The organism is Archangium sp. (assembly GCF_045802675.1).
Lineage (GTDB): Bacteria > Myxococcota > Myxococcia > Myxococcales > Myxococcaceae > Archangium.
This window is the reverse complement of the sequence record NZ_JBJMQO010000091.1, coordinates 152,550-178,284: the sequence shown is the minus strand read 5'-3', so window position 1 is coordinate 178,284 and position 25,735 is coordinate 152,550. Positions and strand designations below refer to the sequence as shown.

Here is a 25,735-nt window from a genome sequence, read left to right as displayed (position 1 = left end):
CTCCACCATGCGGGCCGCGTTGGCCAGGTTGCGCAGGGCGGCCGACTCGCCGCGCGCCTTCTCCAGCATGGCCTGGGCCTCCTTCTTCGCCTTGAGCGACTCGGCGAAGGCGCGGCGCAGGTCCGCCGGCAACATCACGTCCTTCACCTCCACGGACTCCACCGAGAGCCCGAAGGCGCGCACCTCGCCCGCCACGCGCTCGCGCATGCGCTGGCCCAGGTCGAGCCGCCCCGCCACCAGCTCCTCCAGCGGATGACGGGCCACCTCCTCGCGCAGCGCGAGCTGCACGCTCAGGTAGAGCGCCTGCGTGTAGTCCTGCACGCGGTGCAGGGCGGGCTCGGGCTCGGCCACGGCGAAGCGCACGGCGATGCTCACCTTGAGGCCCACCTGCTCCTGGCTGAGCACGTCCTGGCCGGGCACGGTGAGCGAGCGCTGGCGCATGTCCACCAGCTGAGGGGTGTGGTTCTGTCGCGGCACCCGGTGCGCCCCGGGCTTCAGCACGCGCACGAAACGCCCCTGCCGGTAGAGCAGGGCGGTGAAGCCCTCGGGGACGATGACCTTCAGGATGAGCACCTTGTAGGCGACCCAGCCGAGGGCGAGCGCCACCACCAGCAGCGGGAAGAATCGGAGCGCGGACATGTCCATGGGCGAAGCACCTCGTTCGGCGAAAGGCGAGACGTCGGCCCCGGGAGCCCCGGCGGCGCGGCGGGGGCTCTTCACCCGCATGGCCGCTCCGCACGGTGCGCCCGAAGGCGCTGGCTCCCGGGGCCTCCGTTGAGGAGTTGAACCTCGGCCCTTCCGGGCTGCCAGGAAGGGAGACCCCGAGCCCAGAACACCCCCGGACGGAGGTCCGCGGGTGCTGGAGAGGACTCCCAAGCCGCAGGGACGCACCGGGCCCCGCGCCCTGACACGCGCACGAAAAAGGGCGCCGCCCCGTCTTCCGGAAGCGGCGCCCCTCACGTCACGCCGGCCCTACCGCACCGCGGTGACGACGCCGGCGCCAATCGTCTTCCCACCCTCGCGGATGGCGAAGCGCATGCCCGGCTCCACGCCGATGGGGTGGAGCAGGCGGAAGCCCACCGCCATGCCCGCCGTGAGCACCCCGCGCTGGATGCGGCCCGTCACGTCTCGCCACCAATGGACGAACACCCTGCTCTCCCGGGTAGCTGGCTTTCCCATGTTCTCAGGGAAAGCTTCAGGTGGGAGGGTGTTCATTCATGTTTGTTTCTCTCTTGGCATTCGTCCTCGCCCAGGCGCCAGGGCCGTGTCTGGAGCGCTACCAGGCCCTCCACCCCAAGTGTCCCGCGGGCGCGAGCTGTCCATCGACGGAGCAGGAGGCCTGTTCGCTCCTGGTCAGCGCCTTCGCGGTGGATGAATCGCGCCTCGGGCAGCTCGTCCGGGAGGACGAGGCCGTCGAGGTCATCCCTCGCGAGGCGGTCCAGCCCATGCTGGGCGTGGGCGTGGGCGGCACGCCCGGCCAGATCGATGCCCCGGTCTCCGTCCAGCCGGTGGGGCTCGTGGGGGCCTCCGTGGGCGTCGTGTCCAGCTATTACGGCCGCTCCTGTCTGCTCACCTTCTCGGCCAACCCGCCCGCCATCTCGAGCAAGGACACGCGCTCCTATGCACACCTGTCGCGGCTCTTCGATGTCAGCATTTCGGTGCCCGCGCCCCTGCTGAGCACGAACCCGGCGGGATTCTTCGGCTTGCGGTCCAACATCGACTTCGTCGGCGCCGCGGTGGCCCGCCGCGCGTTCGATTCCCTGTCCGCCGTGGCCCTCCAGGCCCAGCGTCAGGAGCTCGCCTCGGGGAGCGGCTTCCGCGAGGACTTGAGACGCGCCCTCGAGGCGCTCGCCCCCGAGCAGCGGACCCAGTGTCTCGAGGCCCTCTTCGCTCCAGACAGCTCGCTCGAGGGAATCTCCGCCGCCTGCTCCCCCGAGCTTCCCGCCCGGCTGCGGGCCTCGGCGGCCGCGAGCTCCCGGTTCCAGCAGGCCCTGGACGACTTCGAGAACACGGTCGACACCTCGCATGGCGGGTTCAATGTGCAGCTCGACGTTCCGGCGACCCGCTCCAGTTCCGCGCCCTTTCGCGCGGCGCTCCTGGGCTCGGGGGAGTACGGCCTCATCGGGAATGTCCGCTCTCCGTGGCGCGCCGACCTCATGGCCTCGCTCGGCCCGGATTATCTGCTCCGGGGCGGGGAGGGCGCCCTGGGCGGGACCCTGGCCGTCGCGCTGGGCGTGAAGGCGCGGCTCCTCCACGGCATGCCGAGGCTGCATTCGAGCATCGGATTGAGAGGCCACCTCGGCCAGGAAACGCCGCTGCAACCCCTCAGTGTCCCGAGCTGGGCCGGGGACTACCTTCAGGCCCAGTTGGGTCTCAGCCTTCCCATCGGGCGGACGGGACTGGCCGTGGCTGGAGGCATGACCTGGTCCGTCGCGGGCAAGTACACCGGGCAGACGGCCTTCGCCGCGAATCTCATCTATTCGCTGCCAGGCCTGGCGCGATGAGCTCGCGGGGCCGTGGGCCCGGAGCAGGTGTCCTCACCCGGTGGGCGCGAGGGCCAGGCTGCCCACCAGCGCATCGGCCAGCACCTTCGCCTGCTCGCGCGGCAGATGGAGCCTGGAGGCATTCTGCAGCGTCGTCTCGCGCACGCGGGTGAGCAGCTCGGGTGTCAGCGTGGGGGCCTTGGGCGGGGCTTTGCCGCCCATGCGCTCCTTGAACTTCTTGAACATCCCCTTCACGAGCTCTCCCACGAAGCCCGAGCTCTCCGTCTTGAGCTGCTTGTGGACCTCGGCCGCGAGGAACGTGACGACCTGGGTGACGACAGCCAGGATGGCGGGAGTCAGCTGGGCCAGGGGCTCGCCCATGCTGAAGTCGAGGATCTCGTCCTGGGGCGAGCTCGCCCGTAGCACCTTGTCTGGATCCTCGAAATAGGCCGCGCTGGTGGCCTCGAACCGTGGCAACTCCCCAGGAGCCATCTGGCTGATGAGATCTCGTGACAGCTCCGAAATAATCCGCGCCTGGTCTTGATCCATCACGGTCGACTCCTTCCGCTCGTCCCCGGGCCGTCGCGGGAGCTCAGCCATACATTGAGGTGACGAACCCCGAACGGGAAGGGGAGTCCAAGGAGGTGGAGGGTCATGGGCTCGCCGCGACGTACACCCCCGCGGGAGCCACCCCGGGAGACCCTCGAGCTGCTGCTCGCCAGGGCCGATGATCATCAACCCGTCCTGCCCGCCGGGCTCGCGCCGGAGTCCGTCCAGGGCGCCCCCCGGCCCGAGCGGTTGCCACGCCGGGCGGAGGTGCCCCTGCTCGAGAGACCCGATGCGGACCCGAATGCCTTGCCCGAGCAGCGTTGGGGAGTGATTGCCCCCGAGGGGAGCGAGGGGGATGCACTGCTGCGAGCCATTGCCCCGCTGGTGGAGCACCGGGCGCGGCAGCAGGACGCCGAGGTGAAGGTCTACCGGGTGCCCCCTGATTTGGAGGCGGCCCAGGCGGTGGAATGGCGGGAGCGGGTGTACCGCGGCGAGAGCGTTCCCCAGGAGGAGCGGCCGAGGTACCTGTTGGTGCTCGGGGGGCCGGAGCAGGTGTCGCTCGAGCTTCAGCACGTGCTGGCTCAGGGGGCCTTCGTGGGGCGGTTGCACTTCGCGACGCCGGAGGGGACCCCGGAGCTCGCCAGCCATGCCGCCTACGTGGAGAAGGTGCTGGCCCACGAGCATTCCCCTGCAGAGGCCGAGGCCCCCGAGGTGCTGCTCTACACGGCCAGCGATGGCTCGCGGGCCACCGGCCGGGGCCACGCGCTGCTGATGGAGCCCTGCCGGAAGGTGGTGGAGTCGCGATGGATTCCCAGACATCTGGCGAGCCGTCTCCAGGTCATCTCCGACGAGCAGCCGGAGCCGGAGGCGTTGCCGCGCGTGGCCGGCGCGGTGCGCCCGGGGGTGTTGCTCTCGGTGTCGCACGGGCTGGGTGCGCCGAGGGAAGGATGGGCCTCCGCCGGGCAGCAGCGGGCGAGGCAGGGCGCGCTCTGCCTGGCGCCCGGGGTGGAGCTCACCGCGGACAGCGTCCGGCATCCGCCGTTCCTCTCGGGGGGTGTATGGTTTTGCGTGGCGTGTTTCGGAGCGGCCACTCCGCGCAAGAGCGCCTTCCACGCCTGGCTGTCCATGCTCGCGCGGCAGCAGCTCTTCCCTGGCCGCCCCGAGGCCGTGCTCGAGAGCCTGCCCCGGCCCGGAGAGCCTCCCTTCCTCGCCGCGCTTCCCCAGGCGCTGTTGGCCAATCCGCGCGGTCCCCTGGCCTTCCTGGGGCATAGCGATCTGGCCTGGAATTTCGGCTTCGCCAATCCGGAGGACCTCACCGAGAGCCGTGCTTCGCGCATTCTCGCGGCGCTCGAGGTCCTGGCCCGGGGCAGCCGCGTGGGGGTCGCGCTCGATGCGCTGATGCGCTCGTTCCGGGATGTGAATGAGAGCTTGATGTCCGCCTACCAGGAGCAGCGGGAAGCGATCGAGGAGGGGCGGCCGGACCCCACCGAGCCCAGGCGGGTCGGCTACCTCTGGATGCTCCGCAATGACTTGCGAGGCTACCTCCTGCTGGGAGATCCGGCGGTAAGGCTTTCCCTCCGGCGAGCCGCGCGGTGAGGGCGCGCTTCCCAGGTGTTCAGCTGGAATCACGGCCATGGGAGCGCTCGCAATCCGCGTAACGTCCGCGCGCCCGCGCTGCTCTCTCGTAGAGATAGGTTTCGCGCAGGTCCGGCGTCAGGCAGTCCTTGTTGTCTTCACGCAGGTGCCGCTGGAGCTCGGGGATGGAGAGCAGGGGCCAGTTCCTCGCCGTCCCGTCATTGCCGGCGGTGACGACGGACTGGCCCTCCGGGCTGAAGGCGGCGGATTGGATGGGCCCGGTATGCCCTTGCAGCACGAGGGGCTCTCCCGTTCCATCCGCCCGCCACACGCGCGCCGTGCCGTCATCTCCCGCGGTGACGAGGTGTTGGCCCTCCGGGCTGAAGGCGGCGGACCGGATGGGCCCGATGTGCCCCCGCAGCACGAGGGGCTCGCCCGTCCCATCGGCTCGCCACACGCGTGCCGTGCCGTCATCTCCCGCGGTGACGATGGATTGGCCATCCGGGCTGAAGGCGGCGGATGTCACCACGCCCGCGTGTCCCCGGAGCACCACGGGCTGGCCCGTTCCATGGGCCCGCCACACGCGCGCCGTGCCGTCCCAGGAAGCGGTGACGATGGACTGCCCATCCGGGCTGAAGGCGGCGGACTGCACCTGTGCCGTGTGCCCCCGCAGCACGAGGGGCTCGCCCGTCCCATCGGCCCGCCAGACGCGCGCCGTGCCGTCGGTGCTGGCGGTGACGATGGATTGGCCATCCGGGCTGAAGGCGGCGGACGTCACCACACCCGCGTGTCCCTGGAGCACCACGGGCCGGCCCGTTCCATCGGCCCGCCAGACGCGCGCCGTGCCGTCCCAGGAAGCGGTGACGACGGACTGGCCATCCGGGCTGAAGGCGGCGGACTGCACCTGCGCCATGTGTCCCTGGAGCACCACGGGCTCGCCCGTCCCATCGGCCCGCCACACGCGCGCCGTGCCGTCCCAGGAGGCGGTGACGAGACGCTGGCCATCCGGGCTGAAGGCCGCGGACGTGACCGGCCCCGCGTGTCCCCGGAGTACCACGGGCTCCGGCGAGCCCTCGGCCCGCCAGACGCGCGCCGTACCGTCCCAGGAGGCGGTGACGACGCGCCGGCCATCCGGGCTGAAGGTGGCGGACATGAGCAGGCCCTTGTGACCCTGCAGCTCCAGGGGCTGGCCCGGCCCGTGTGCCCGCCAGATGCGCGCCGTGCCGTCCCAGGAGGCGGTGACGACGGACTCTCCATCCGGGCTGAAGGTGGCGGACTGCACCTGCGCCGTGTGTCCCCGGAGTACCCGGGGCTCGCCCGTCCCATCGGCTCGCCACACGCGCGCCGTGCCGTCCCAGGAAGCGGTGGCGACGGACTGTCCATCCGGGCTGAAGGCGGCGGACACGAGTGGCTCGGTGTGTCCCCTCAACACCACGGGCTGGCCCGTGCCATCCGCCCGCCACACGCGTGCCGTCTCGTCCGCGCTGGCGGTGACGATGAACCGGCCCTCCGGGCTGAAGGTGGCGGACATGACCGCTCCCGTGTGTCCCCGGAGCACCACGGGCTGGCCCGTGCCATCCGCCCGCCACACGCGTGCCGTCCCGTCCGAGCTGGCGGTGACGACGGACTGGCCATCCGGGCTGAAGGCCGCGGACTGCACCTGGGCCGCGTGCCCCCGGAGCACCACGGGCTCGCCCGTCCCATCGGCCCGCCACACGCGCGCCGTTCCATCGAAGGACGCGGTGACGACGGAGTGGCCCTCCGGGCTGAAGGCGGCGGACACGACCGGCCCGGTGTGCCCCTTCAACTCCACGGGCTCGCCCGTGCCGTCGGCCCGCCACACCCGCGCGGTTCCATCCCAGGAAGCGGTGACGACGGACTGGCCATCCGGGCTGAAGGCCGCGGAGGTGAGCAGCCCCTGGTGTCCCTTCAACTCCACCGAGGGGCCCGTCCCATCCGTCCGCCACACCTGGGCCGTCCCATCCTCGCTGGCGGTGACGACGTGCTGGCCATCCGGGCTGAAGCGGGCCGCGTAGACCGCTCCCGGGGCGCGGAACGTCACCTCCGGAGCGCTCCGCGCCAGGGTGCCGTACGCGAGTGTCTTCCACCCTCGAATCCGCTCCGGCCGGTGGACCTCGAGCAGCAGCTTCATGGCCATCGCCGACTGGCCGCGCTCCAGCAGCTCCCGCGCTCCCGACATCAAGGATTGGCTGCGGGCCCGCTCCGCCTGCGCCAGCGCCCACACGAACAGTCCTCCCATCGCCACCGCCACCGCCAGGGCCACCCCGGCGATGAGCCGCAACCTGCGCCAGCGGGCGAGCTGACGCTGGGCCTCCTCGTGCCGCAACCGCTCCCGCCGGAGCTCGAAGACCTTCTTCGCCAGCCAGTCATGGCCCAGCTCGAAGCACCGGCTGCCGTGGTGCTCCCCGGCCAGCAGCACCGAGGTTCCCTCCAGGGTGGTCAACACCCGGTCCGCCTGCCCCGGTGGGAGCACGGCGCGAGCCTGATTCTCCGTCAGCAGCGTCCGGCTGCCATCGCTGGCCACCAGGTGCTCCTCCAGCAGCCGCCGCGCATCCGCCGCCAGGGGCCCCAGCCCTTCCAGCGTGGCCTCCAGGTAGCGGTGCAGGATGGGCTCGGCCTCCACCCGCTCGTCCACCCTTCTCCCGGCGGCACGCTCTTCCCAGAGCGCGCGGCAGACGATCTGCGCGAAGGCGGCCTGCACCTCCGCCTCGTCCGTGGCCTCCTGCCCGGGCAGCCGGACCTGCAGCATCAACTCCCCCAGCTCCTGCTCGGGCCAATGCTGGGGGGGAACGCCGGAGGCCGCCAACCTGCGCGCCACGTCCACCATTTCCTTCACCGTGAGCGGGCCGAGCCGCAAGCCCTGCTCCAGCAGCTCGCGCGAGCCGCGCAACCGCGCCCGCAGCCGCCCCAGGTAGTCCTCGCGCAGCAGCAGGGCGAGCTGTAATCCCCGGAAGGGATTGCGCACCAGCCGCACCAGTCCCTCGAGCAGTGTGTCCGTCTGCTCCGGGTCACGCCCCGGCAGGAAGAGCTGCTCGATTTGATCCAGGTAGAAGCAGCACCGGCCTTGCGGAACGCCGCTCCGCCTGACGCACCCCTTCGTCGAGGGCCTCGTGGGGGCCCAGGCCCGCGGGCACCGGGCCGAGGCTCAGGTCCGTGAACATCGCCTGGACGAGCGACTCGAGGGGCGCGCGCTCGGTCAGCCAGGTCCCGATGCGCACCACGCGGAAGCCGTGCTTCTCCTCGAGCAGGGGCATCACCCCGGCCTGCATCAACGAGGACTTGCCCGCTCCCGAGGGGCCGTAGAGCAGCAGGCTGGGCCAGGCGAGGATGCCTTGCACCAGCTTGCGCGTGGCCTCTTCCCGGCCGAAGAAACGGTCCCGTTCGCTCTCGCGGTAGGGCTGGGCTCCCAGGAAGGGATTGGAGGAATCGCTCATTCCTTCCTCCCGGCCGCCAGCGCCTCGAGCCATGCCATCAGCTCCTCATCCGTCGCCTCCAGCGCCCTCACCCCCGTGCTTCCCGGCAGCCCCCGGCCCTCTTCCCACACCTCCTGCTCGTGGGTGCGGGGGTGGAGGACGGCCACGCTGCCGCGCATCAACGCGCGCCGGCCGAAGAGCTGGTAGAGCAGCATCCGGTGGCACCAGGTCAGTTGGGACAACCCGACGAACAGGAGCGGGCGCAGGCTCAGGACGCTCTGGATGGGATCCGCGAGCTCGAGAGGCAGCAGGCTCGAGAGGTTGCGAAGGCCCAGCAGGTAGTCATCCTCGGTGAGCAGGGGCCGGCTGAAGTGGTGGGCTGGCAGATAGCCGGAGCACAGCCGGAGCACCACCACGTCCCGCTCGGTGTCCAGGGAGGCCGGGGCCTCGCGCAGACGCTCCCAGCGGCGTCCGCCCGCCTGGCGCCGCATCATCACCGCGTGCCTGTCCGAGCGCGTGGAGGGCTGGATGACGTGGAGCGTGAGCTCCGGATGTTGCTCGGCGAGCGCCTGCTCCAGCAGGGGCAACCGCAGGAGCGTGATGTGAACCCCGGGCCCGAGCCGCCGCGCCAGCAGACGCACCAGGGGAGGCGTGAAGTCCGTCTGGCCGAACACGTCCTGGAATTCGTAGTCCAGTTCCTCCTGCCCGATGCGCAGCGCGAAGAGCTGCGTCAGGGTGGTGAGGGGGAGCTCCGGGGTCACGGCGCCCGTCTTCTGGGTGAGCTCGCCCTGGAGACGCTCGCGCAGGTCGCGCAGGGTGGGCTCCTCCTCTTCCCAGCGGTCTCCCAGCAGCAGCGTGAAGGGCAGCTCCAGCAGCCGCGCCAGGGCCGGAGCCGGGGGGGACGTGTCCGTGCGGGTGGCCGCGGGCGGTGGGGGCAGGACCCGGCGCGCCTTGAAATCGAAGAGCACCGGATCCCGCCCGCGCAGGTAGAGCACCGGCGAGAACGCCTCGGCACTGCCCTCCAGCTCCGCCAGCACGCTGCGCCGGGCCTCGTTGAGGCTGAGCGCCACGTCTCCCTCCTGCTGGGCCGCATGGGTGAGCGCGCGGTAGAAGGCGCGCGAGCACCGCGAGGTCACGTCCACCCTCACCGGCCAGAGGTAGGCGACGACGGCATCCGCCGCGGTGCGCGCCAGCAGCTCCGCCGCGCTCGCCTGGGTGCCAGGGCTCGCTCCCTCACAGGCCTCCAGGACGATGAGCCGCAGGGGCCCCTTGCCCCAGGCCCGGTGGAGCTGCTGCGCCAGCAACTCCACCGGCAGCCAGCCCTCCTCGCCCTCCTCGTCCGCCAGCCGGAGGACGGGCAACCCCTCGTGCAGGCCCGCGTGGCCGGTGAAGTGGAGGATATGGGGTTCGGGCTGGCGCCTGAGGCGCTCGAACAGGGCGGCTCTCCGGGCGCGGGGTCCGGTGAGGGGCTCGAGCCATTCGATCTCCCCCGAAGCGAGGCTCTCGTGGAGCGTCCCCTGTAACCGCGAGAGGGCATGCGGGTGCAGCGGCGCGACGGCGAGCAGCCTCACCGCACCGCGCACCTCGCGGGGCTGCCAGGGCTCGGGCGAGCGCACGCCGCGCACCGGCAGGACGCTCGCCGAGTTCCCGAGGAACCCCAGGTCCTGTCCGGGCTCGCAGAGCGCCTCCCAGGGGAAGCCCTGGAGGCCTGTTTCCTGGAGCATGAGCCGGAGCAGGACGGGCCCTCCAGCGGCGGCCTCGCGCAGCCGCGCGAGCACTCCCTGGAGGTCTCCCTGGAAGAGGGCGCCGTGGAGGGCCTGGACCTGACCCGCCAGCTCGGGGTCAAGGCGCCTGCCTCTCTCGGCCGCTGTCTTCACCCGTCCGGCGAGTGCGAGCAGGGAGTCCGTCGTGAGGCCGGGTCCGAGCGGGTGCACTCCGGGCTGCTCGTGGCGGCTGCCGAGGGCCCGCGCCCTCAGCTCGGCACCATTCCGCTCGACGTCGATCTCCAGCCAGCTCCCGGCGGAAATGGTCTCCTCCTTGGTGGACGCCCTGAAGAGAACATAGGGGGCCCCGCTCATGGCGAGGAGCCCAGACGGAGCGGGTGGAACGGACACGCCCCGGCGCGGGGGCACCGGGGCGTGGGGAAGGCAGGCGCTCTGACGGGCGAGCGCCATGCGACGGGGAGGCTCAGCCGCCCGTGTGCACGGTGACCTCGGCGGAGAGGCCGGCGCGCAGCTGGAGATCCTTGGGCGGGTTCACCCAGGTGATGCGCACCGGGACGCGCTGCACCACCTTCACGAAGTTGCCCGAGGCGTTGTCGGCCGGCAGCAGGGAGAAGCGCGCGCCGGTGCCGCCCGAGAGGCTCTCCACCCTGGCCTCGAGCTTCTCGTCCTCGAAGGCGTCGATCTTCACCGTGACGCGCTGGCCCGGCTTCATCCCGCCCACCTGCGTCTCCTTGAAGTTGGCCACCACGTACGTGTCCTGGGGGACGAGCTCCGCCACCGCCTGGCCGGGGGCGATCAGCTGGCCCTCGTGGATGGTCAGCTTGGACACCTGGCCGTCCGAGGCCGCGACGATGTGCGTGTACTCCAGCTGCAGGCGGGCCTGCTCCAGCGACGCCTCGGACGACTTCACCCGGGCGTGGGCGAGCGCCGCGTTGGCACGGGCCGCGGCGATCTTCGCGTCGATGGGGGCGCTCGTGTCCAGGTTGCCCTGGGCCTCGGCCACCTTGCTCTGGGCCACGTGTCGGCCCTCCTCGGCGGCGGAGAGCTGCGCCCGCGCACCCTCGAGGCTGGCCTGCGCGGCCTCGTTGGCGGCCCGGGCGTCATCGAAGCTCTTCTGGGAGACGGCCTTGGCCTCCACCAGCGTCTTCTGGCGCTCGAGATCCAACGCGGTGCGGCGCGCATCCGCCTCGGCGCGGGCGAGCGCGGCCTTGGCCACGGACACCTGGGCGTCGGCGCTGCTGGCCTGCGCGGAGCTGGTGGACACCTGGGCGCGGGCGCTGGAGAAGCCGCCCTTGGCGCCGGCCTCGGCCACGGTGGCCTGGGCGTCGGCGGCCTGGGCCTGGGCCTGGGCCGACTCGAGCTCCGCCTCCGCCTGCTTCAGGCGGGCGGCGTAGTCGCGCGAGTCGATCTCCACCAGCACGTCGCCCTTGTGGACGAAGGCGTTGTCCGCCACGGCGACGCGGAGCACGGGCCCACCCACGCGCGCGGCGATGGGCACCACGTCCGCCTCCACCTGCGCGTCATCCGTGGACACCTGCCCACGCGTGGCCACCAGGTAGCCACCGATGCCGAGCAGCAGGACGCCCACGATGAGGCCGAGGACGAGGAAGCCACGGCGGCCCTTCTTCTGGAGCTGAGCGGCCGACGCGGCCTGCTCTTCGGGGGGTTGAACGATCTGGGGTGCGGTCGAGGCCATGGGTTTCAAATCTCCACGTCGATATGAACGGGTTCACTCGGCCCGTCTTTGAGCTTCGGGGCCTTGAGGAAGAGCACGAGCGGCATCACCACCAAGAAGAGCAGTGCCGCCAGTACGAAGAGCTTGTCGAAGGCCAGCACCATGCCCTGGCGGGCGGTGAGGCCGGAGAGCATGCGCAGCGCCGTCTCCTGGGCGTGCGCGTAGTCCATGCCGCGAGCCATGAAGCCGCCGCGAATCTGGGCCAGCCGGGCCATCACCTCGGGGCGCTCGGCCGTGAGGTGCGTGGCGAGCACCGCCTTGCCCTGCGTGCCGTAGCGCGACAGGAGGCTGGCGAACACGGCCAGTCCGATGGAGCCGCCAATCTGGCGGATCAGCGAGTTGAGTCCCGTGGCATCCGGCATCCGGTGGCGGGGGATGCGCGAGAGCGCCACGGTGGACAGCGGCACCATCATCAAGGCGAAGCCCAGGCCCTGCAGCATGATGGCGGCCATGATGTTGCGCGTGCCGGTGCTCAGGTTGAAGTGGCTCATCTGGAAGACGCCCAGGCCCGTGAACGCCAGCCCGGCCGTGATGAAGACCTGGGGCGGGAAGCGGGTGTAGATGCGCCCGATGATGGGCATGAGCACCAGCATCAGCAGCGTGCGCGGCATCAGCGCCAGGCCGGACTGCGTGGCGGTGAAGCCGAGCAGCTCCTGCATGAACAGGGGCAGCAGGAACATGCTGGCCATGAGGATGGAGAACATCAGCGCGCTGAGCATCGTGCCCGAGGTGAAGACGGCGTCCTTGAAGAGGCGCAGGTTGACCACCGGCGCCACCGCCGTGAGCTCGCGGATGACGAAGGCCACCAGGCAGATGCCGGACACCAGCGTGCAGAGGACGATCTCCGCGGACTCGAACCAGTCGTTGCTCTGCCCCTCCTCCAGGAGGTACTGCAGCGCCGCCAGGCCCACGCACAGCAGCAGGATGCCCTGCCAGTCCAGGTTCTTGCGCTGCTTCTCGCCCTCGGCCCGGTTGGCGGCGAGCAGGTCCTCCGGCTCGTGCACGAAGCGCATCACCATGAAGAAGCCGAGGATTCCCACCGGCACGTTGATGAAGAAGATCCACGACCAGTGGAAGTTGTCGACGATGTAGCCGCCGAGCGTGGGGCCGATGGCGGGCCCCACCATCACCGCCATGGAGAAGAGCGCCATGGCCATGCCCTGCTCCTTGGGCGGGAACGTCTGGCGCAGAATCGCCTGCTCGGTGGGTTGGAGCGCTCCGGCCCCGAAGCCCTGGATGGCGCGGAAGAGCACCAGCGAGGGCAGGTTCCACGCCAGGCCGCACAGGAACGAGCCGATGATGAAGAGCCCCAGGCACGCCAGGTACACCCGCTTCTGGCCGAAGAGCCGGCCGAGGAAGGCGGTGAGCGGCATCACCATCACCGTGGCCAGCGCGAAGCCGGTGGTGGTCCAGGTGATTTCCTGCACCGTGGCGCCCACCGAGGCGCGCAACTGCGGCATCGCCACGTTGACGATGGACGCGTCGATGGCCCCCATCAGGGTGCCGAACGTCACCGATAGGGTGACGAGCCATTTGTTGGGCGGTACCCGGAGCGCACTGGGCGCCGCCGGGGCCGCTACTGCAACGGATGACATGGAGTTAGACCTCGATACCTTGCATGAAGACCTGGAGCAGCACGTCCGCCCCACGCTGGAGCTCCTCGCTCCGCTGCGTCTCCGCCACCCGCATGAGCAGACCGCGCACCATGCCCAGCAGCAGCGACGCGTAGAATTCCGAGCCCTCGGGCCGCAGCTGGCCCGCGGCCACCCCGCGCTGGACGAGCGGCTCCACCCGCCGGGCCAGCTCCGCCAGCAGGCCGTGGCGCTGGGGGTAGCCCTGGGTGCGTACCAGCTCCGACTGCATCACGTTGGCGAAGAAGCGCGCGTGCTCGTGGAAGTGCCCGAACACCTTGTGGAGCAGCGTCCGGAGCTGCTCCCGCACGGGGCGCCCCGCCACCTCGGCCAGCACCTCGTCCACCTGCACCAGCAGCGCCTCGCGCCGCATGAGGATGAGCTCCAGCAGCAGCGCGTTGCGATCCTCGAAGTGGTTGTAGAGGGTGCCCACCGACACGCCCGCCCGCTCGGCGATGTCCTCCATGCGAGCCCCGAACCCCTGCTCGCTGAAGACCGCCTCGGCCGCCGCCCGGATGGCGTCCCCGGTGGCTTCCCGGAGCCGGGCGCGGAGCCTCGGTGCCGGTGCGCGTTTCGCTGAATCCCGATTCATTTTCTGAGCGATGAATTAACTCTCTCCCGTCCGCGCGTCAACTGGACCGCTCGGCTGGCACTGGCCGTGTGGGATGGGAAGGGCCCGGCGTCCTGCTTGCCACTCAACCGGACAGGGAGACGCCGAGGAGCCGGGGCGCCCCGTGAGCAGGGTGATGGCCGCGCCGGGCAGGAAGAGGCCCAGGGCGCTCAACCCCACGCTGGCCACCACCGCCGGGATCCCGGCTCGGCGAGGTGTCTTCCGAGCAGTCCAACCCCTCCCGGCCCCGGGTCACAATGGTGACTTCCACGAAGTGGCGCGCGTCGCCGGGCTCTGGCGCGCGACACGTGTGCTAAGGCCCCGGATGAACCACACCGAGCGGAGGCTCGCCGTGTCGACATGCGTGGCCGTGCGGTGGTTGTTGGCGCTCCTGTTCCTGCTGCCCGCCGTGGCTCGGGCGGAGGAGGGGAGGCGCGGGGATGCGCTCACCGTGGGGGCGCTGAGGCTCGTGCAGGAGCCGGCCGTGGGCTCGCCGAGACTCCTTCCGGAGGTCGTGCCGGTGTCGCCCGTCACGCACCCCTTGTGGCAACGGCTGCTCGTCGAGGGCGCGGCGGGAGTGGGGACGGGTCTCGCGGGAGCGCTCGTGGGAGTGGGAGTGTTCATGCTGGGGAGCGGCCTCCAGTTCCTCGAGCCCGACGACGGCGCGACGGTGCTTCCCTTCGCGCTCGCGGGCCTGGCCGTCGGCTTCCCGCTGGGCGTCTGGTGGGGCGGCGAGTTGATGGCGGGTAGCGGGAGCCTGCTCGCGACGCTCGGGGGCTATGCGCTGGGAGGGGTCGGGGCGGTGGGGCTGTGGGCGCTGTCGGAGCACGCGCGCCAGCCGGTCTCCAGCGTGCTGAAGGGCGTGGCCATCCCCCTGCCGGTGGTGGGCGCCTTCCTCGGGTACGAGGTGTCCTCCGGACTCCGGAAGAAGGCCGGGGGACTCGAGGTGCGGCCGGCCGTCGTCCTGTCCGCGGAGCGCCAGGAGCTGGTGCTGGCTGGCCGCTTCTGAAAGCTCGTGCGCGCGCCGGGTGGTCCTCTCCCCGGCGGCGTGGTACCCCCGTGCCGTGAGCGACACCTTCGACCAGCTCGGCCTGTCCCCGGAGTCCCTCGAGGCCGTGCGCCGCGCGCGGTTCTCCAAGCCCACGCCCATCCAGGCCCAGGCCATACCTCCGGCGCTCGCGGGCAAGGACGTCATCGGCTGCGCCGCCACGGGGACGGGGAAGACGGCGGCATACGTGCTGCCCCTGGTGGAGCGCTTCGCCGGCCGGAAGGGGACACTGGGGCTGGTGCTGGCGCCCACGCGCGAGCTGGTGCAGCAGATCGCCGGGCCGGTGGAGTTCTTCGGTGGGCCGCGCGGCGTCTCGCACGCGGTGGTGATCGGCGGCGAGGACATGGCGGCCCAGGCCGAGGCGCTGAAGCAGCGGCCCTCGCTGGTGCTCGCCACGCCGGGGCGGCTGGTGGACCTGCTGGAGTCGGGGGTGGCGTCGTTCCCGCAGCTGGAGGCGCTGGTGCTCGACGAGGCGGACCGGATGCTGGACATGGGCTTCCAGCCGCAGCTCGAGGCGATTCTCGCGGCGCTGCCCCGGCGGAGGCAGACGCTGCTGTTCTCCGCGACGCTGGGCCCGGACGTGAGCCGCTTCGCCCGCGAGGAGCTGTACAAGCCGGTGCGGGTGGAGGTGACGCGCAGCGGGACGCCGGCCGAGCGCGCCGAGCAACGGCTGTACGTGGTGAAGCCCGAGGAGAAGTCGGCGCTGCTGCTCACGCTGCTGGCGAGGGACGAGGAGACGGCGCTCGTCTTCACGAGGACGAAGGAGCGGGCGGACAAGGTGCACGGGGCGCTCGAGAAGGCGGGGTACCGGAGCGGGGTGCTGCACGCGGACCGGACGCAGCACGAGCGCAACCAGACGATGAAGGCGTTCCGCGAGGGGAAGTACCGGTGCCTGGTGGCGACGGACATCGCGGCGCGAGGGCTGGACGTGGAGGACGTGGGGCACGTCATCAACTACGACCTGCCGCACGCGCCGGAGGACTACGTGCACCGGATTGGGCGCACGGCGAGGGCCTCGGCGAGCGGGGTGGCCTCGACGTTCGCCACGTCGAAGGACCGGCAGATGGTCGCGCAGGTGGAGAAGCTCATGCGGGGAGGGATTCCCCGGGCCACGGTGCCGCGCGAGGACCCTGTCTTCCAGGCCGAGTGGGAACGCCACCAGGCGGCACAGCGAGACCCGGGCCCGCCGCAGAAGGACCACGGCGTCTCGAAGAAGGCTCCAGAACAGGCGCCGGGACGGCACGCGCGGTCGCACGGAAAGGGCCCGCGCTCGGGCCCGACGAAGTAGGACCCTGGCCGGGCTTGCTGTCCATACCCCGCTTGCCCGCGTGCTCATGGAGGAGGCGATGTCTATCTCCAGAGCTGGACTGGAGACTTCCTCGTCGGGACGGTATCGAACGCTTGAACCCGGTGGACTACTTGAAAGATAACCCTGGAGGTTCCACCTCCCTGGTCAACAGTCCCCCTGTCTCGGCGAGAATTTCCGCATGGATACCCTGACTCCCGCGGAGCGAAGTGAACGGATGTCCCGGGTCCGGAACAAGGACACCACCCCGGAGCTCCGCGTTCGGCGCCTCGTCTCCGCGATGGGGTACCGCTACCGCCTGCACTACAAGAAGGTTCCCGGTCATCCGGATCTCGCCTTCCCCGGCCGCCGCAAGGCCATCTTCGTGCACGGCTGTTTCTGGCACCGTCATCCGGACCCGGCCTGCCCGCTTGCGCGCCTACCGAAGTCGAGGCTGGACTTCTGGCTCCCGAAGCTCGAGGGCAATCGAGCCAGGGACCTGCGCAAGGAGGGGGAACTCAAGGAGCGAGGGTGGGACGTGCACGTCGTCTGGGAGTGCCAACTGCGAGACGAGGAGTCCCTACGCCAGGATCTCCGCCTCTTCCTGGAGGGCTCCGTCACTTGAGCCAGGGAGCATGCGGCCACCTATAGCAGCGGGGAAGTCAGGCCACTGCCGTCCGTAAGGCATGGCGTATGTCCCAAGAATCAATTGTGCTGGCACTACATGCGCCAGACGATCATGGTGTTTGACGCAGGCGCTATAGTCGGTGGCTCCGACTACAGTTTGCAACCCCTATCCTACCGATGAACGGTCACTTCGTATGTGGAGAGCCTCAAGTTGCTCTTTGATCGTCTCAGCCACAATCTCGCCAAGGCGAACAGGCACTGCGTTCCCAAGCTGTCTCATGCAGCGGGTCCAAGCGCCGGAAAAGACATACTCGTCGGGGAAGGTTTGTAGGCGCGCGCACTCTCGGACGGAGAAGTATCGGACACGGCCATCATCGAGTTGGAGCATGTTTTCTCCTCCGGGAACGCCGTGGCTCCCCGCCTTCAGGGTCTTCGCGGCCTCATCCAGTCGGCTACCCGTATGCTTCTGGTATTTGCGCGCTCCAGGGTTCAAGAAGTGGTTTTCGACTCCTTTCGCGACCGAACCGATCCGAATCTTCGGCAGATTGGTTATCGCATCACGTATGGTGTTCCACCTCTTAAGGCGACTCTTCGCCACACCTCCTTGCAAACGCAAATAGCGCAACCGGTTCGCATACCTCTTCGCGAGCTTCAGGTGATGGCGCTTCGGCAGGTCGTGATCTGCCCAGTACGATCCATCGAACCACTGCGCACGGAGCAACTCGTCAAGGGAATGAGTCGGCTGCGGAGATTCCCACCAAATGCCTAGGTCCGCGCGGAATCCGACGATGAACACGCGCTCCCTCCATTGCGGAACACCGAAGTCAGCGGCATTCAGTACGCAGTACTTCACGTTGTATTTCGCGACATCCAGTCCGGTTGAGTGAATCTCTTGGAGGCGCTTCAGGTGGCTAGCCCAAGTCTCCCCATCTTGTGTGCTCAGGTGCGGGTAGGTCATCCGGAGAATGATGTAATCGAGGTACGGCCGGAAACGGCTGCTCGTGAGCCCCTTTACATTTTCGATGAGCACTGCCCGTGGCTCAAGCTCCAGCACAGCTCGGAGCACCTCGGGAAACATGTTGCGCTGATCAAGGTCACCCAGTCCCTTCCCACCGAACGAGAACGGCTGACACGGCGCACCCGCGGCGAGCAGGTCGAGGTCGCCACGGATGCCCGAATACCGAAGCTCCCTCACATCCCCTTGATAGAGTGGCCAGTCGCGGACATGCGCAACCAGCCTCCGCTGATTCTCTCGGATCGTTGCGCATGCCTCGGCGTCCAACTCGACGACGGCTTCGTGCTTGAAGCCGGCGCGGCTCACACCAAGCGCAAGACCTCCTGCTCCCACGAACAACTCCAGTGCTTTCATTGCCCCTCCTCCTTTGCCCTCGCCCTCAGCACCTTGGTCAGCGTTCGCGTAAGTTTGGCGATGTTCTCGATCTGGCGCTCCCAGATGATCAACACTTCAGTCAGCATCTGCTCATCCTGACACCCATGCAACTTGGCCAATCCCTAGACGTTGCGCTGCGTCGTCAATGAGCGACCGGACGGCTGGGTCAGGCACCAAGTCCGCCTGGGTGAGAACCGCTGCGTAGGCGCACCCGCGCCGCTCCCAGGCGGCCCGTTCGTATACCGACATGAGGACCTGTTTCCAGGTCCGTGCCGGGCCCCAACAGATTACGCGCCCGTCTGGCAAGACGCACCCGTGTGGTTTGATAAATATGCGTGCGGGCGTAGGTCCGCTTAGACCGAGATGACGCATAATTTCTGTTGAGGGGGCACGCCGAGCCCTCGCGTAGCGCTTCATCAGCGCGTCCTTGATATAAAGCCGGACCTGACCCGGGTCCATGAACCGCAGGAGGCGCCCGCCGATGTCCTTATCGGCCGTCCAGGCATCGTACCACTGCGATCTTGTGGCTGCCGGGAGGTAGGACCAGCCCAATTTGTCGGCCGACTGCCAGACACGATCCTGCACTTCGGCGCGCACTTCGCGAGGGATGCTCACTGCACTCCACCTGGCGCAACCGGGCGTGGGAAGTCGAAGTCCGGAAGCTCAAGATCGCTATCCTCCTCGCGCAAGAACAGCGACGCCTGATCGAGCATCCACTCCTTCAGGAAGCTGCCTGCCGAGGCGTCGCGGAGTTGAACGACCCGACCGCCCAGTCCCAGTCTCTCGACATCCTCGCCGCGAACCGACTTGTCGAGATCAAGTACTTCCGCGACTCGCCGCAAGTCGGTCACCACGTCGAGAACAACCACCTTTTTCTTTCCAGGGCTGAGCCGAAGCCCTCTGCCTAGTTGCTGAACGAAGATCCTCCGACTGTGGGTGACCCGCATAAAGACCAGCATGTCCACATCCGGAACATCGACGCCCTCATTGAAGAGATCGACCGTTGTGACCGCATCAAGCTGTCCGGCTCTGAAGCGAGTCATAACCAAGTCGCGCTCTCTCGCATCCATTTCCGAAGAGATGGCCTCTGCGCGGAAGCCAAAGTGGCGCAGCATCCCCGCGAACGCCGTAGCGTGAACGATGGTTGGACTGAAGACGATGACCGATCTGCGGCGCTCCTCATGAAACACTTGGCGAATGGTCCGTGCTGCTTCTTCATCCCGGAGCGGGATGATCAGATGTCGGTTAAGGTCGCGAATCGAGTACCGGTGGCGCGACATACCTTGGACGACTTTCCAGTCCAGATTGTCAGCGAGGAGCCTGTAATCGACGTCTGCCAGAAATCCCTCACGGAGGCCGTCAGCGATTCCGAGCTTTACGAGCGCGGGCCCCAGCAGTTCGTCGATGTCGTAGCCGTCCCCTCGCCATGGGGTGGCTGTTGCACCGCCGAGCTTTGGTGACCGGAGCTGCTCAATGACTCGCCGAAACATGGCAGCACCGATGTGATGCGCTTCGTCCACAAGGATCAGGTCGAAGTCGGGAAGTTCGTCCACCTTCGCCAGCGCGCTCTGGACGGTCGCAAAGGTGATCCCATCCCAGAATGATGGCAACTCCCCTTCCATGAGCCGGTGAGTCGGAACCCATTTAGGTAACTGGAACCAAAACGCGTGCTCAAGCTGATCCACCAAGTTCCTGGTGTGTGCCAGCACCAGCACCCGGCCATTTGGAAGGGCACCGTCAGTAAGCAAATCGACGACAGTCTGAGCCATGATGACTGTCTTCCCGAGCCCAGTGGCCAGGACAACCTGTCCCCTGCCGGTATCAACGAGCGAGCGATGGAATCGCTCTACTACGTCCGCTTGATACGGCCGAAGCTCGCGACGATGTGGGGAATACTCCGGTGTATTCGACATCATGCCCAAGAGAATGGGCGGATCGGCGATTTCCACGTTCAGGTTTAGCTTCGCGAGACGTCTACGCTCGGCCAAGAGCCCCTCGCCCGGTGGCCGTGAAGTAGCGACCACGAGCCGATGCGCCCCGTAGACCTTGCCTGCTTCCATGACCTCCCGGATAGCTGCGACTGGAGGAGGACGAGTGGTTGTGTGCTTGCACTGGAAGACCCACACCTGCCCGCTAAGGACGCCAACAACGTCAGCGCCCCGATCTCCACTCCCCCCTACGATGCGAACATCGTCAAAGCCGTTGGCAACCATGAGGCGTGCGACATCTCGCTCGAGCGCCTGCCATGGCCCGTCCAAAAGCCGCTTCTCGTTCAAGAAAAGAACTGGGCTCACCGGCCATCCTCCTCCGAAACAGGGTCCAGCAGCTCGAGCGCGTACATTGCGCGGAGCAGCCGCGGCCTGGGTACCTGAGTGAGATCTGCCGGGTCTTGTTCAGCCAGCCAGACCGCATCGGATAGAAGGCTCTCGTACCGTCGAACAACCTGGGTACGAGCGAGCTGCGTCGCCGTGGTGTCCTCGTAGTTGAGCGTCGCGTACTCGTCGTCCCAGCAGTTACCGTCCAAGAACAACTCGGGGTGCCTACTGAAAAAGTCTGCGATCACGTGCGGCGGCGCATACTCAAGGAACCTCGCAGCACCTATGAGTGCTTGTGGGCTTCCTGCTGCGCGAGTCGCCATCTTGGTCAAGATTGACTTCTGGTCGTCGAGCGGTAGTTCCTTGAACAACTCTGGAGCATCGGTGGGGCTCACATGTTCCCGCAGTGTCGAGGCAATGGCGGCCAGCGTCTGCCGCGCCTCGTTCCCGAGCGTCATTGAATCCAGCGCGCTTGCCCGCGAGTAGCGCTGGCGTAAATCGGCGAGTATCTCCGCGAACGAGTACTCAGTCGTCTGATTACGCAGGAAATCCATTGCCGACCATGCGAGTTCCGCCAGCAGCGCATCGAGCGGCGTCATCGTGGCCGACTCGAAGACTGGGTGCTTCATGTCAAAGAAGAATTCTTGGTTTCCGTTCGGCAGGACCTGAAGTGCCCATGGTCGTTTACCAGCCAGCGCTGGATGTTGCTGATCGACCTGGAACGCCTGAATTGGCCACTTTTGGCTTGTCGCCTGGCTCTGATACGTCCTGCTGAGAGACGCGACCGGCAGAACCGAGTATTGAGGCGTAGGCACCACTACTGGCGTGGTAGTACTGGGCGTGGAAGGCGGGGTTCCAAACCCCGGCAATGTCGGCGCGCTGGACGGGCCGGATGCCGGAGGCCTTACCGGCGCCCCACCAGATGTTCCCATCAGGGCGGCACGGTCGGCCTCTTCAATCAGATCCCACCACTTGTCGTCCGTCTCGAATCCGGGGAGCCCTTGGTGAAACTTCGTGGCGAGTTCCTTCGCCATTTCGTTATCAGGAACGACTAAGAGCTTCTTGTACGCGCCTGCCACCTTAGGCTTGGGGCTCGAACGACGGAAAACTTGGTATAGCTTGTAGAGAGGTGACGTGTTTCCGGCCAATCCCAAGTCTGACGCCTTGTCAGGGCGAAGCGGACCGGTACCGCGGAGCAATCCCCGCATGTCTTCCCAGGCGGGGTCGTTTCGGTCAAACCGGTCCTTGGTGTAGTGGACGCGGCAATGGTCGAGGTGGATCTCGCCAACGATGCGGCCGCGGCCTCGGGGATCGTCGATGGGGTACTCTGTTTCGTTCAGCTCTCCGTCCAGCCCCTGCCAGACAAACAACTCCTTGTTCGCGCTCTCAATCTTGCGACCATGCCTCAAGAAGTCGATGCCGAACTCGTTTTCATGCAGGTAACGTTGGATGCCTAGCCAGCCTCGGATCGAGCGCCTCCGTGGGGTCACGCTCTTGTCGGTTCCACACGCGGGGCAGCTCTTCTCGTCGCTCGCGAGCCACTGCCAGCAAGACGTGCAGAAAGGGCGAGGCTCCATCTCCAAATCGATGTGCTGAAAAGCATCGACCGGCCCCTTAGGCGTCTGGACCACTCGGGGTTGGTTGCCCGGACCACCCCACACACAATGGCGGCGCCCCGGGGCAGCAGTCCCGTTCACCGAGAGCTGGAACTGGATCGGCACACCGCCAGGTCGGAGCATTGCGGAGTAGGCCTTGCTCAACTCACCCGTGAGCTTTGTTCTGTTAGCGGCCCTTGCGAACCACTGCCGCTGTTCCAGCTTGAGGTTCTGGATGAGGATCTCGGTTCCGTGCTGCCGGGGATCATTTTTCGGGCGGGTGAGCCGTGGCGTGCGGAAGTGCCGCTGCTTCCTGAGTTGCTCGAAGTCGATGACGAGCCCGATCCACTCCCGATCCCCCGCGCGCGTTGTCCAGACCGTCGTGACCGAGCCTAGGCGCGCTGTGGCGATGTTGAACCCCATCCCGAACATCCCGAGCTTGCCGAGGGGCTCGTTTCCGGACCAACCCGCCCTGACCGCTCGTTCGAGCAACTCTGGGGTCATCCCGGGGCCATTGTCCGTGACGCTTACCTGGCCATTCTGCATGTCTCTCATCGGTATCTGGACGAGGACTTCCGGAGACTCCACCTCATTGCCAGCGCTCCGAGCGTCGAGGAAAGCGTCGATGGAGTTGTCCACCAACTCAGCGATGCACTTCCACTGAGCGAGGTTGATCTCACCCAGCATGGGTAGGATGCGAGGATCCGGCTGGAGATTGAAGTCGCCGGCTTCGAACATGGGAGCGGTCGATGGGTTATCAGGCGAGGCCATGGGATTCCCCTCTGAGTGGGCGGACTCAGATCCGTAGCACGACTCCCTGCCAGATCCGTACTTGAATCCGCTAGGGACACTGCTCCCTCTCCGCTAATGCGCTCGCCCCTCCGGGTAATGCGTCCCTCTGCAAGGAAGACGATGACCGAGAGGCGCGGTCAAGGAGAGAGGAGCAGCTAATCTGTCACGGCCAGCGCCAGACGGCGCTCACCGGCAACTCACGCCCCAGCACGGCGGCGCCTCCCTTGGAACCTTCCTCCTTGGGCACACGCCCATCCCGGTCGCCCAGAACGATGCACACGGGGTACTTCCTTCCATCGGGCAGCACGGCCTGGGTGTAGCGGCCGAGGACGGCGGGGCTCGGCTCGATCCCCGTGATGTCGTAGATGCCAGGGCCCGTCCAAAGGCGGCCGTGCAGCAGCGTCCCCTCCGGCAGGTTTCCATCGCCCACCGTGAGGCGTCCAATGATGGAGCCATCCTGGTAGACGCCCGTCTCGCTCATGTCCGCAGGCTGATTGATGTCCACGACGGCGCGGAGGGGGCTCGCCGTCCGAATCTTCAACTCCTGGAACATGGCCTCGGTCGCCTCCTTGGGGCACTCCTCGGGCTCCGGGGGCTTCACCTGGGCGGCGGGGCAACCCAGGCCGGCGATGGTGCACAGCCAGGCGGCGAGGAGATTCGAGGGGGTAGTGCGTGAAGGGGTGGACACGGGCGGGCTTCCTTTCTCGGAACGACCAGACCCAGGCAGCGGCGCCTCGGGTGAGAGCGCGAGTGTGGAGCGCGCCAGCCACAAGACAAGACCGAACATGATCAGGCTCGCGAGCAGGACCAGAGGCCACCTCGTGCGGCGCGGGCCACCAGGTACGGCGGGGGCCTGCTGCCTCGCCTCCGCCTGGGCCTCTTCCTCCTGGGGTGTTGGCTCAGCTGGGCGCTCCCCGGTGGCAAAGAGCGGCACCTTCCAGGCGGGGGACTCCCCCTCTTGCTCGGCGGCGCTCTCCAGCGCTCGCAGCAGCGCGTCGGTACTGGGGTAGCGGTCCTCGGGCTGCTTCTCCAGCAGCTTCATGGTGATGTCGCTGAGAGCGCGCGGCGCCCGAGGGTTGAGGAGGTGGGGCGCCTTCGGGGGCACACTGGCGATGGCGGCCAGCAGCTCCTTGTCCGGCAGATTGGGGTCGAACGGGTGGAAGTCGGCGAGACCCTGGTAGAGCAGCACGCCCAGAGCGTACAGGTCTGCGGGCACGCCCCCGTGGAAAGGCTCGTTCCTCTTCCACGCCTCGGTGCGCATGTAGGCCAGGAGCTCGGGAGGCACCAGGTGCAGGACGCCCTCGGGCAAGCCCATGGTCTTCGTAAGGGTTCCCGGCAGGCGCACAGTGCCAAAGTCGATGAGGAAGGGCCTGCCGTCCCTGCGACGGATGAGGAGGTTCTCCGCCTTCAAGTCCCGGTGGTACACGCCGCGTGCGTGCAGCACGCCCACGGTGCGCACCACGTCGCTGAATGTGTACACCAGCCCGGTTGCGTGAGGAGGCTTGCGCCAGCGCCACCGGTGCCAGTCATCCCCATCCACGAAGTCGGTGACGAGGAAGGGGTAGCCCTTGCTGGGGTTGGGCCAGAAGTCCACCGCGTGCACGCGTAGCAGGTTGGGATGAGAGGAATAGGTGAAGAGGGCCGCCGCCTCGCGCGCGAGCCTCCGGTAGGCGCTCTTCTCCTCCACGTACTCGTCCTCCGAGAGCTCTTCCCGGACGTCGGAAAGAGGGTGAAGCGCCATCTTCAAGGAGTAGAAAACCCCCTCTCGCTTCACCTTGAAAACGCGGGAGGAGCCTCCACGGCCCAGCACCTGGACGATCTGCCAGGGCCCCACGGTGTGGCCAGGTTGGAGGTGATCCGGGTGCAGGGCGTCCGTCGTCACGGGCTGGCCCTCCTATAGCTTTACCTGGGCGACGGGAGGGCTCCGGCTGCCGCTCTTGTCCAGAAGCTCCAGGCGGAGGACCGCACCCACCTTCCAGAAGGGGGCCTCCGTCTCCACCGCCACGAGGCCCTCCTCGCCCGGCCCCAGCCGCGTCCTGTTCATGTCCAGGGAGACCACCTTCACCGGGGTGCCGTCAGCCAGGGCAAGTTGCGCCCCTGCTGGCTCCCAGGGCTTCTGCCCCGAAAGGTTGTGCACGCGGACAACAGCGAGGGCCCAGGGCCCGGCGCGATACCCCTCTCCGTCCTCCACCCTCATCCCGTCCCGAGCGATGGCGGGCTTCTCGATGCGCCGGGCCTGCACTCCATCGAGGTTGAGCCGCCCGGAAAAGACGAGCCCGGCGGGCCCACTCACGGCTCGGAGCGCCGCGAGCTGCGCGTCCTTCTCGGCCAGCACCGCCTCCAACGCCTCGACAGATCGAGGGCGGCGCACCACCTCCACCTCCTTGTCCACGAGCGTGGGGTGGGAGACGAGCGCGAAGGTGGCGGACGCTGGCGAGGCGCCGTCCTTGTAGCGCACCCGCACGCCCAGCTTCTCCCCGGGGCCCGGCTCCACGGCCATCTCAAGGATGAGGGTACGGTCGCCCACGTCCACCAGCCTGAAACGCGTCGTTCGCCCCTCCACCTCCACCGAGGCCCGGTCGATGGAGGCACCGAAGCGGAAGAGGGTGAGGATGTCGGCTGCCACCCGCACCTCCGGCACCGGTTCGTCCGGGTTGTTGGGGACGACGACCTGCCGCTGCTGCTGCTCGCGGGCGGGGGGCTGAGTCTGGGCTGCCGCCGCCCTCCCCGTCAGGAGGAGAACGAGCGGTAACAACGGTAGGAGTCGGGCCAGGGTGGAATACCTCCGAAGTCCACCCTAGCAGACATCGCATGTGGGGGGTCGGACCGGAAAGCCGCAAGCATTGGGCGCCGCCCGGCACGGTCCCACGTGGACTACCCCACGCGGGTACTTCCCGCAGGGTTGGCCTTGGAGCAGGCTCGATGGCGAATTCTTGCTCGTG

General features: G+C 68.2%; 18 protein-coding genes and 1 pseudogene. 5 read left to right on the top strand and 14 right to left on the bottom strand.

Annotated elements, in window-relative coordinates; genetic code table 11:
• Together ACJ8AN_RS26450 and ACJ8AN_RS26445 are read right to left on the bottom strand one after the other, a co-directional pair.
• A partial coding sequence (locus ACJ8AN_RS26450) for an SPFH domain-containing protein (RefSeq protein ID WP_407758247.1) occupies positions 1-639 on the bottom strand: 639 nt, incomplete at its 3' end.
• Positions 640-972: 333 nt separating this feature from the next.
• Positions 973-1,068: pseudogene (locus tag ACJ8AN_RS26445) on the bottom strand (hypothetical protein); the annotation flags it as partial.
• A gap of 149 nt (positions 1,069-1,217) precedes the next feature.
• On the opposite strand from ACJ8AN_RS26445, the gene ACJ8AN_RS26440 reads away from it, so the two are divergent.
• The gene (locus ACJ8AN_RS26440) at positions 1,218-2,504 is read left to right on the top strand and encodes a hypothetical protein (protein ID WP_407758246.1); all 1,287 of its coding nucleotides are present in this window, start codon (positions 1,218-1,220) and stop codon (positions 2,502-2,504) included.
• A 33-nt stretch (positions 2,505-2,537) separates the two neighbouring features.
• Here ACJ8AN_RS26440 and ACJ8AN_RS26435 read toward each other — a convergent pair whose 3' ends face one another.
• Entirely contained in the window at positions 2,538-3,032 is a 495-nt protein-coding gene (locus ACJ8AN_RS26435; RefSeq protein WP_407758245.1) for a hypothetical protein, read from the bottom strand.
• Between the two features lie 105 nt (positions 3,033-3,137).
• On the opposite strand from ACJ8AN_RS26435, the gene ACJ8AN_RS26430 reads away from it, so the two are divergent.
• A complete protein-coding gene (locus ACJ8AN_RS26430) occupies positions 3,138-4,628 on the top strand; it encodes a hypothetical protein (RefSeq protein WP_407758244.1) in 1,491 nt (496 codons plus the stop codon).
• A gap of 19 nt (positions 4,629-4,647) precedes the next feature.
• Here the strand turns inward: ACJ8AN_RS26430 and ACJ8AN_RS26425 are convergent, their stop codons facing one another.
• The 6 genes from ACJ8AN_RS26425 to ACJ8AN_RS26400 all read right to left on the bottom strand — a co-directional run bounded on the left by ACJ8AN_RS26425 (position 4,648) and on the right by ACJ8AN_RS26400 (position 13,723).
• A complete protein-coding gene (locus ACJ8AN_RS26425; protein ID WP_407758243.1) occupies positions 4,648-7,602 on the bottom strand; it encodes a WD40 repeat domain-containing protein in 2,955 nt (984 codons plus the stop codon).
• A gap of 34 nt (positions 7,603-7,636) precedes the next feature.
• Complete coding sequence (locus ACJ8AN_RS26420) at positions 7,637-8,062, bottom strand: hypothetical protein (RefSeq protein WP_407758242.1); 426 nt, start codon at positions 8,060-8,062, stop codon at positions 7,637-7,639.
• Positions 8,059-10,119 carry a CHAT domain-containing protein gene (locus ACJ8AN_RS26415; protein ID WP_407758241.1) on the bottom strand — a complete coding sequence of 687 codons (2,061 nt, stop codon included), beginning with the start codon at positions 10,117-10,119 and terminating at the stop codon, positions 8,059-8,061. The genes ACJ8AN_RS26420 and ACJ8AN_RS26415 overlap by 4 nt, the downstream gene beginning before the upstream one ends.
• 109 nt (positions 10,120-10,228) lie before the next feature.
• Positions 10,229-11,461 (bottom strand): HlyD family secretion protein, encoded by a 1,233-nt coding sequence (locus ACJ8AN_RS26410; protein ID WP_407758240.1) that lies wholly within the window; start codon positions 11,459-11,461, stop codon positions 10,229-10,231.
• Between the two features lie 5 nt (positions 11,462-11,466).
• Positions 11,467-13,095 carry a DHA2 family efflux MFS transporter permease subunit gene (locus tag ACJ8AN_RS26405; protein ID WP_407758239.1) on the bottom strand — a complete coding sequence of 543 codons (1,629 nt, stop codon included), beginning with the start codon at positions 13,093-13,095 and terminating at the stop codon, positions 11,467-11,469.
• A 4-nt stretch (positions 13,096-13,099) separates the two neighbouring features.
• Positions 13,100-13,723 (bottom strand): TetR/AcrR family transcriptional regulator, encoded by a 624-nt coding sequence (locus ACJ8AN_RS26400; RefSeq protein WP_407758238.1) that lies wholly within the window; start codon positions 13,721-13,723, stop codon positions 13,100-13,102.
• Positions 13,724-14,093: 370 nt separating this feature from the next.
• On the opposite strand from ACJ8AN_RS26400, the gene ACJ8AN_RS26395 reads away from it, so the two are divergent.
• The 3 genes from ACJ8AN_RS26395 to ACJ8AN_RS26385 all read left to right on the top strand — a co-directional run bounded on the left by ACJ8AN_RS26395 (position 14,094) and on the right by ACJ8AN_RS26385 (position 16,699).
• The gene (locus ACJ8AN_RS26395; protein WP_407758237.1) at positions 14,094-14,750 is read left to right on the top strand and encodes a hypothetical protein; all 657 of its coding nucleotides are present in this window, start codon (positions 14,094-14,096) and stop codon (positions 14,748-14,750) included.
• 55 nt (positions 14,751-14,805) lie between these two features.
• Entirely contained in the window at positions 14,806-16,077 is a 1,272-nt protein-coding gene (locus tag ACJ8AN_RS26390; protein WP_407758236.1) for a DEAD/DEAH box helicase, read from the top strand.
• A 199-nt stretch (positions 16,078-16,276) separates the two neighbouring features.
• A complete protein-coding gene (locus tag ACJ8AN_RS26385; protein ID WP_407758235.1) occupies positions 16,277-16,699 on the top strand; it encodes a very short patch repair endonuclease in 423 nt (140 codons plus the stop codon).
• A gap of 168 nt (positions 16,700-16,867) precedes the next feature.
• On the opposite strand, the gene ACJ8AN_RS26380 is transcribed toward ACJ8AN_RS26385, so the two are convergent.
• From ACJ8AN_RS26380 to ACJ8AN_RS26360, 5 genes are all read right to left on the bottom strand, one after another.
• Positions 16,868-18,070: a DNA cytosine methyltransferase gene (locus tag ACJ8AN_RS26380; RefSeq protein ID WP_407758234.1), complete on the bottom strand. Its 1,203-nt coding sequence runs from the start codon at positions 18,068-18,070 to the stop codon at positions 16,868-16,870.
• Positions 18,071-18,702: 632 nt separating this feature from the next.
• Complete coding sequence (locus ACJ8AN_RS26375) at positions 18,703-20,385, bottom strand: DEAD/DEAH box helicase family protein (protein WP_407758233.1); 1,683 nt, start codon at positions 20,383-20,385, stop codon at positions 18,703-18,705.
• Positions 20,382-22,772, bottom strand: coding sequence for an ATP-binding protein (locus ACJ8AN_RS26370; protein ID WP_407758232.1), 2,391 nt, complete (start codon positions 22,770-22,772; stop codon positions 20,382-20,384). The genes ACJ8AN_RS26375 and ACJ8AN_RS26370 overlap by 4 nt, the downstream gene beginning before the upstream one ends.
• Positions 22,773-22,956: 184 nt before the next feature.
• Complete coding sequence (locus ACJ8AN_RS26365; RefSeq protein ID WP_407758231.1) at positions 22,957-24,675, bottom strand: serine/threonine protein kinase; 1,719 nt, start codon at positions 24,673-24,675, stop codon at positions 22,957-22,959.
• A gap of 12 nt (positions 24,676-24,687) precedes the next feature.
• Entirely contained in the window at positions 24,688-25,548 is an 861-nt protein-coding gene (locus ACJ8AN_RS26360) for a DUF2381 family protein (RefSeq protein WP_407758230.1), read from the bottom strand.
• Positions 25,549-25,735: the final 187 nt, after the last annotated feature.

Coding starts and splice junctions, on each gene's coding strand:
- ACJ8AN_RS26435 (WP_407758245.1), bottom strand. CDS start 3,032: ATGGATCAAGACCAGGCGCGGATTATTTCGGAGCTGTCACGAGATCTC.
- ACJ8AN_RS26370 (WP_407758232.1), bottom strand. CDS start 22,772: ATGGCCTCGCCTGATAACCCATCGACCGCTCCCATGTTCGAAGCCGGC.
- ACJ8AN_RS26405 (WP_407758239.1), bottom strand. CDS start 13,095: ATGTCATCCGTTGCAGTAGCGGCCCCGGCGGCGCCCAGTGCGCTCCGG.
- ACJ8AN_RS26400 (WP_407758238.1), bottom strand. CDS start 13,723: ATGAATCGGGATTCAGCGAAACGCGCACCGGCACCGAGGCTCCGCGCC.
- ACJ8AN_RS26420 (WP_407758242.1), bottom strand. CDS start 8,062: ATGAGCGATTCCTCCAATCCCTTCCTGGGAGCCCAGCCCTACCGCGAG.
- ACJ8AN_RS26415 (WP_407758241.1), bottom strand. CDS start 10,119: ATGAGCGGGGCCCCCTATGTTCTCTTCAGGGCGTCCACCAAGGAGGAG.
- ACJ8AN_RS26430 (WP_407758244.1), top strand. CDS start 3,138: ATGGGCTCGCCGCGACGTACACCCCCGCGGGAGCCACCCCGGGAGACC.
- ACJ8AN_RS26380 (WP_407758234.1), bottom strand. CDS start 18,070: ATGAAAGCACTGGAGTTGTTCGTGGGAGCAGGAGGTCTTGCGCTTGGT.
- ACJ8AN_RS26440 (WP_407758246.1), top strand. CDS start 1,218: ATGTTTGTTTCTCTCTTGGCATTCGTCCTCGCCCAGGCGCCAGGGCCG.
- ACJ8AN_RS26385 (WP_407758235.1), top strand. CDS start 16,277: ATGGATACCCTGACTCCCGCGGAGCGAAGTGAACGGATGTCCCGGGTC.
- ACJ8AN_RS26410 (WP_407758240.1), bottom strand. CDS start 11,461: ATGGCCTCGACCGCACCCCAGATCGTTCAACCCCCCGAAGAGCAGGCC.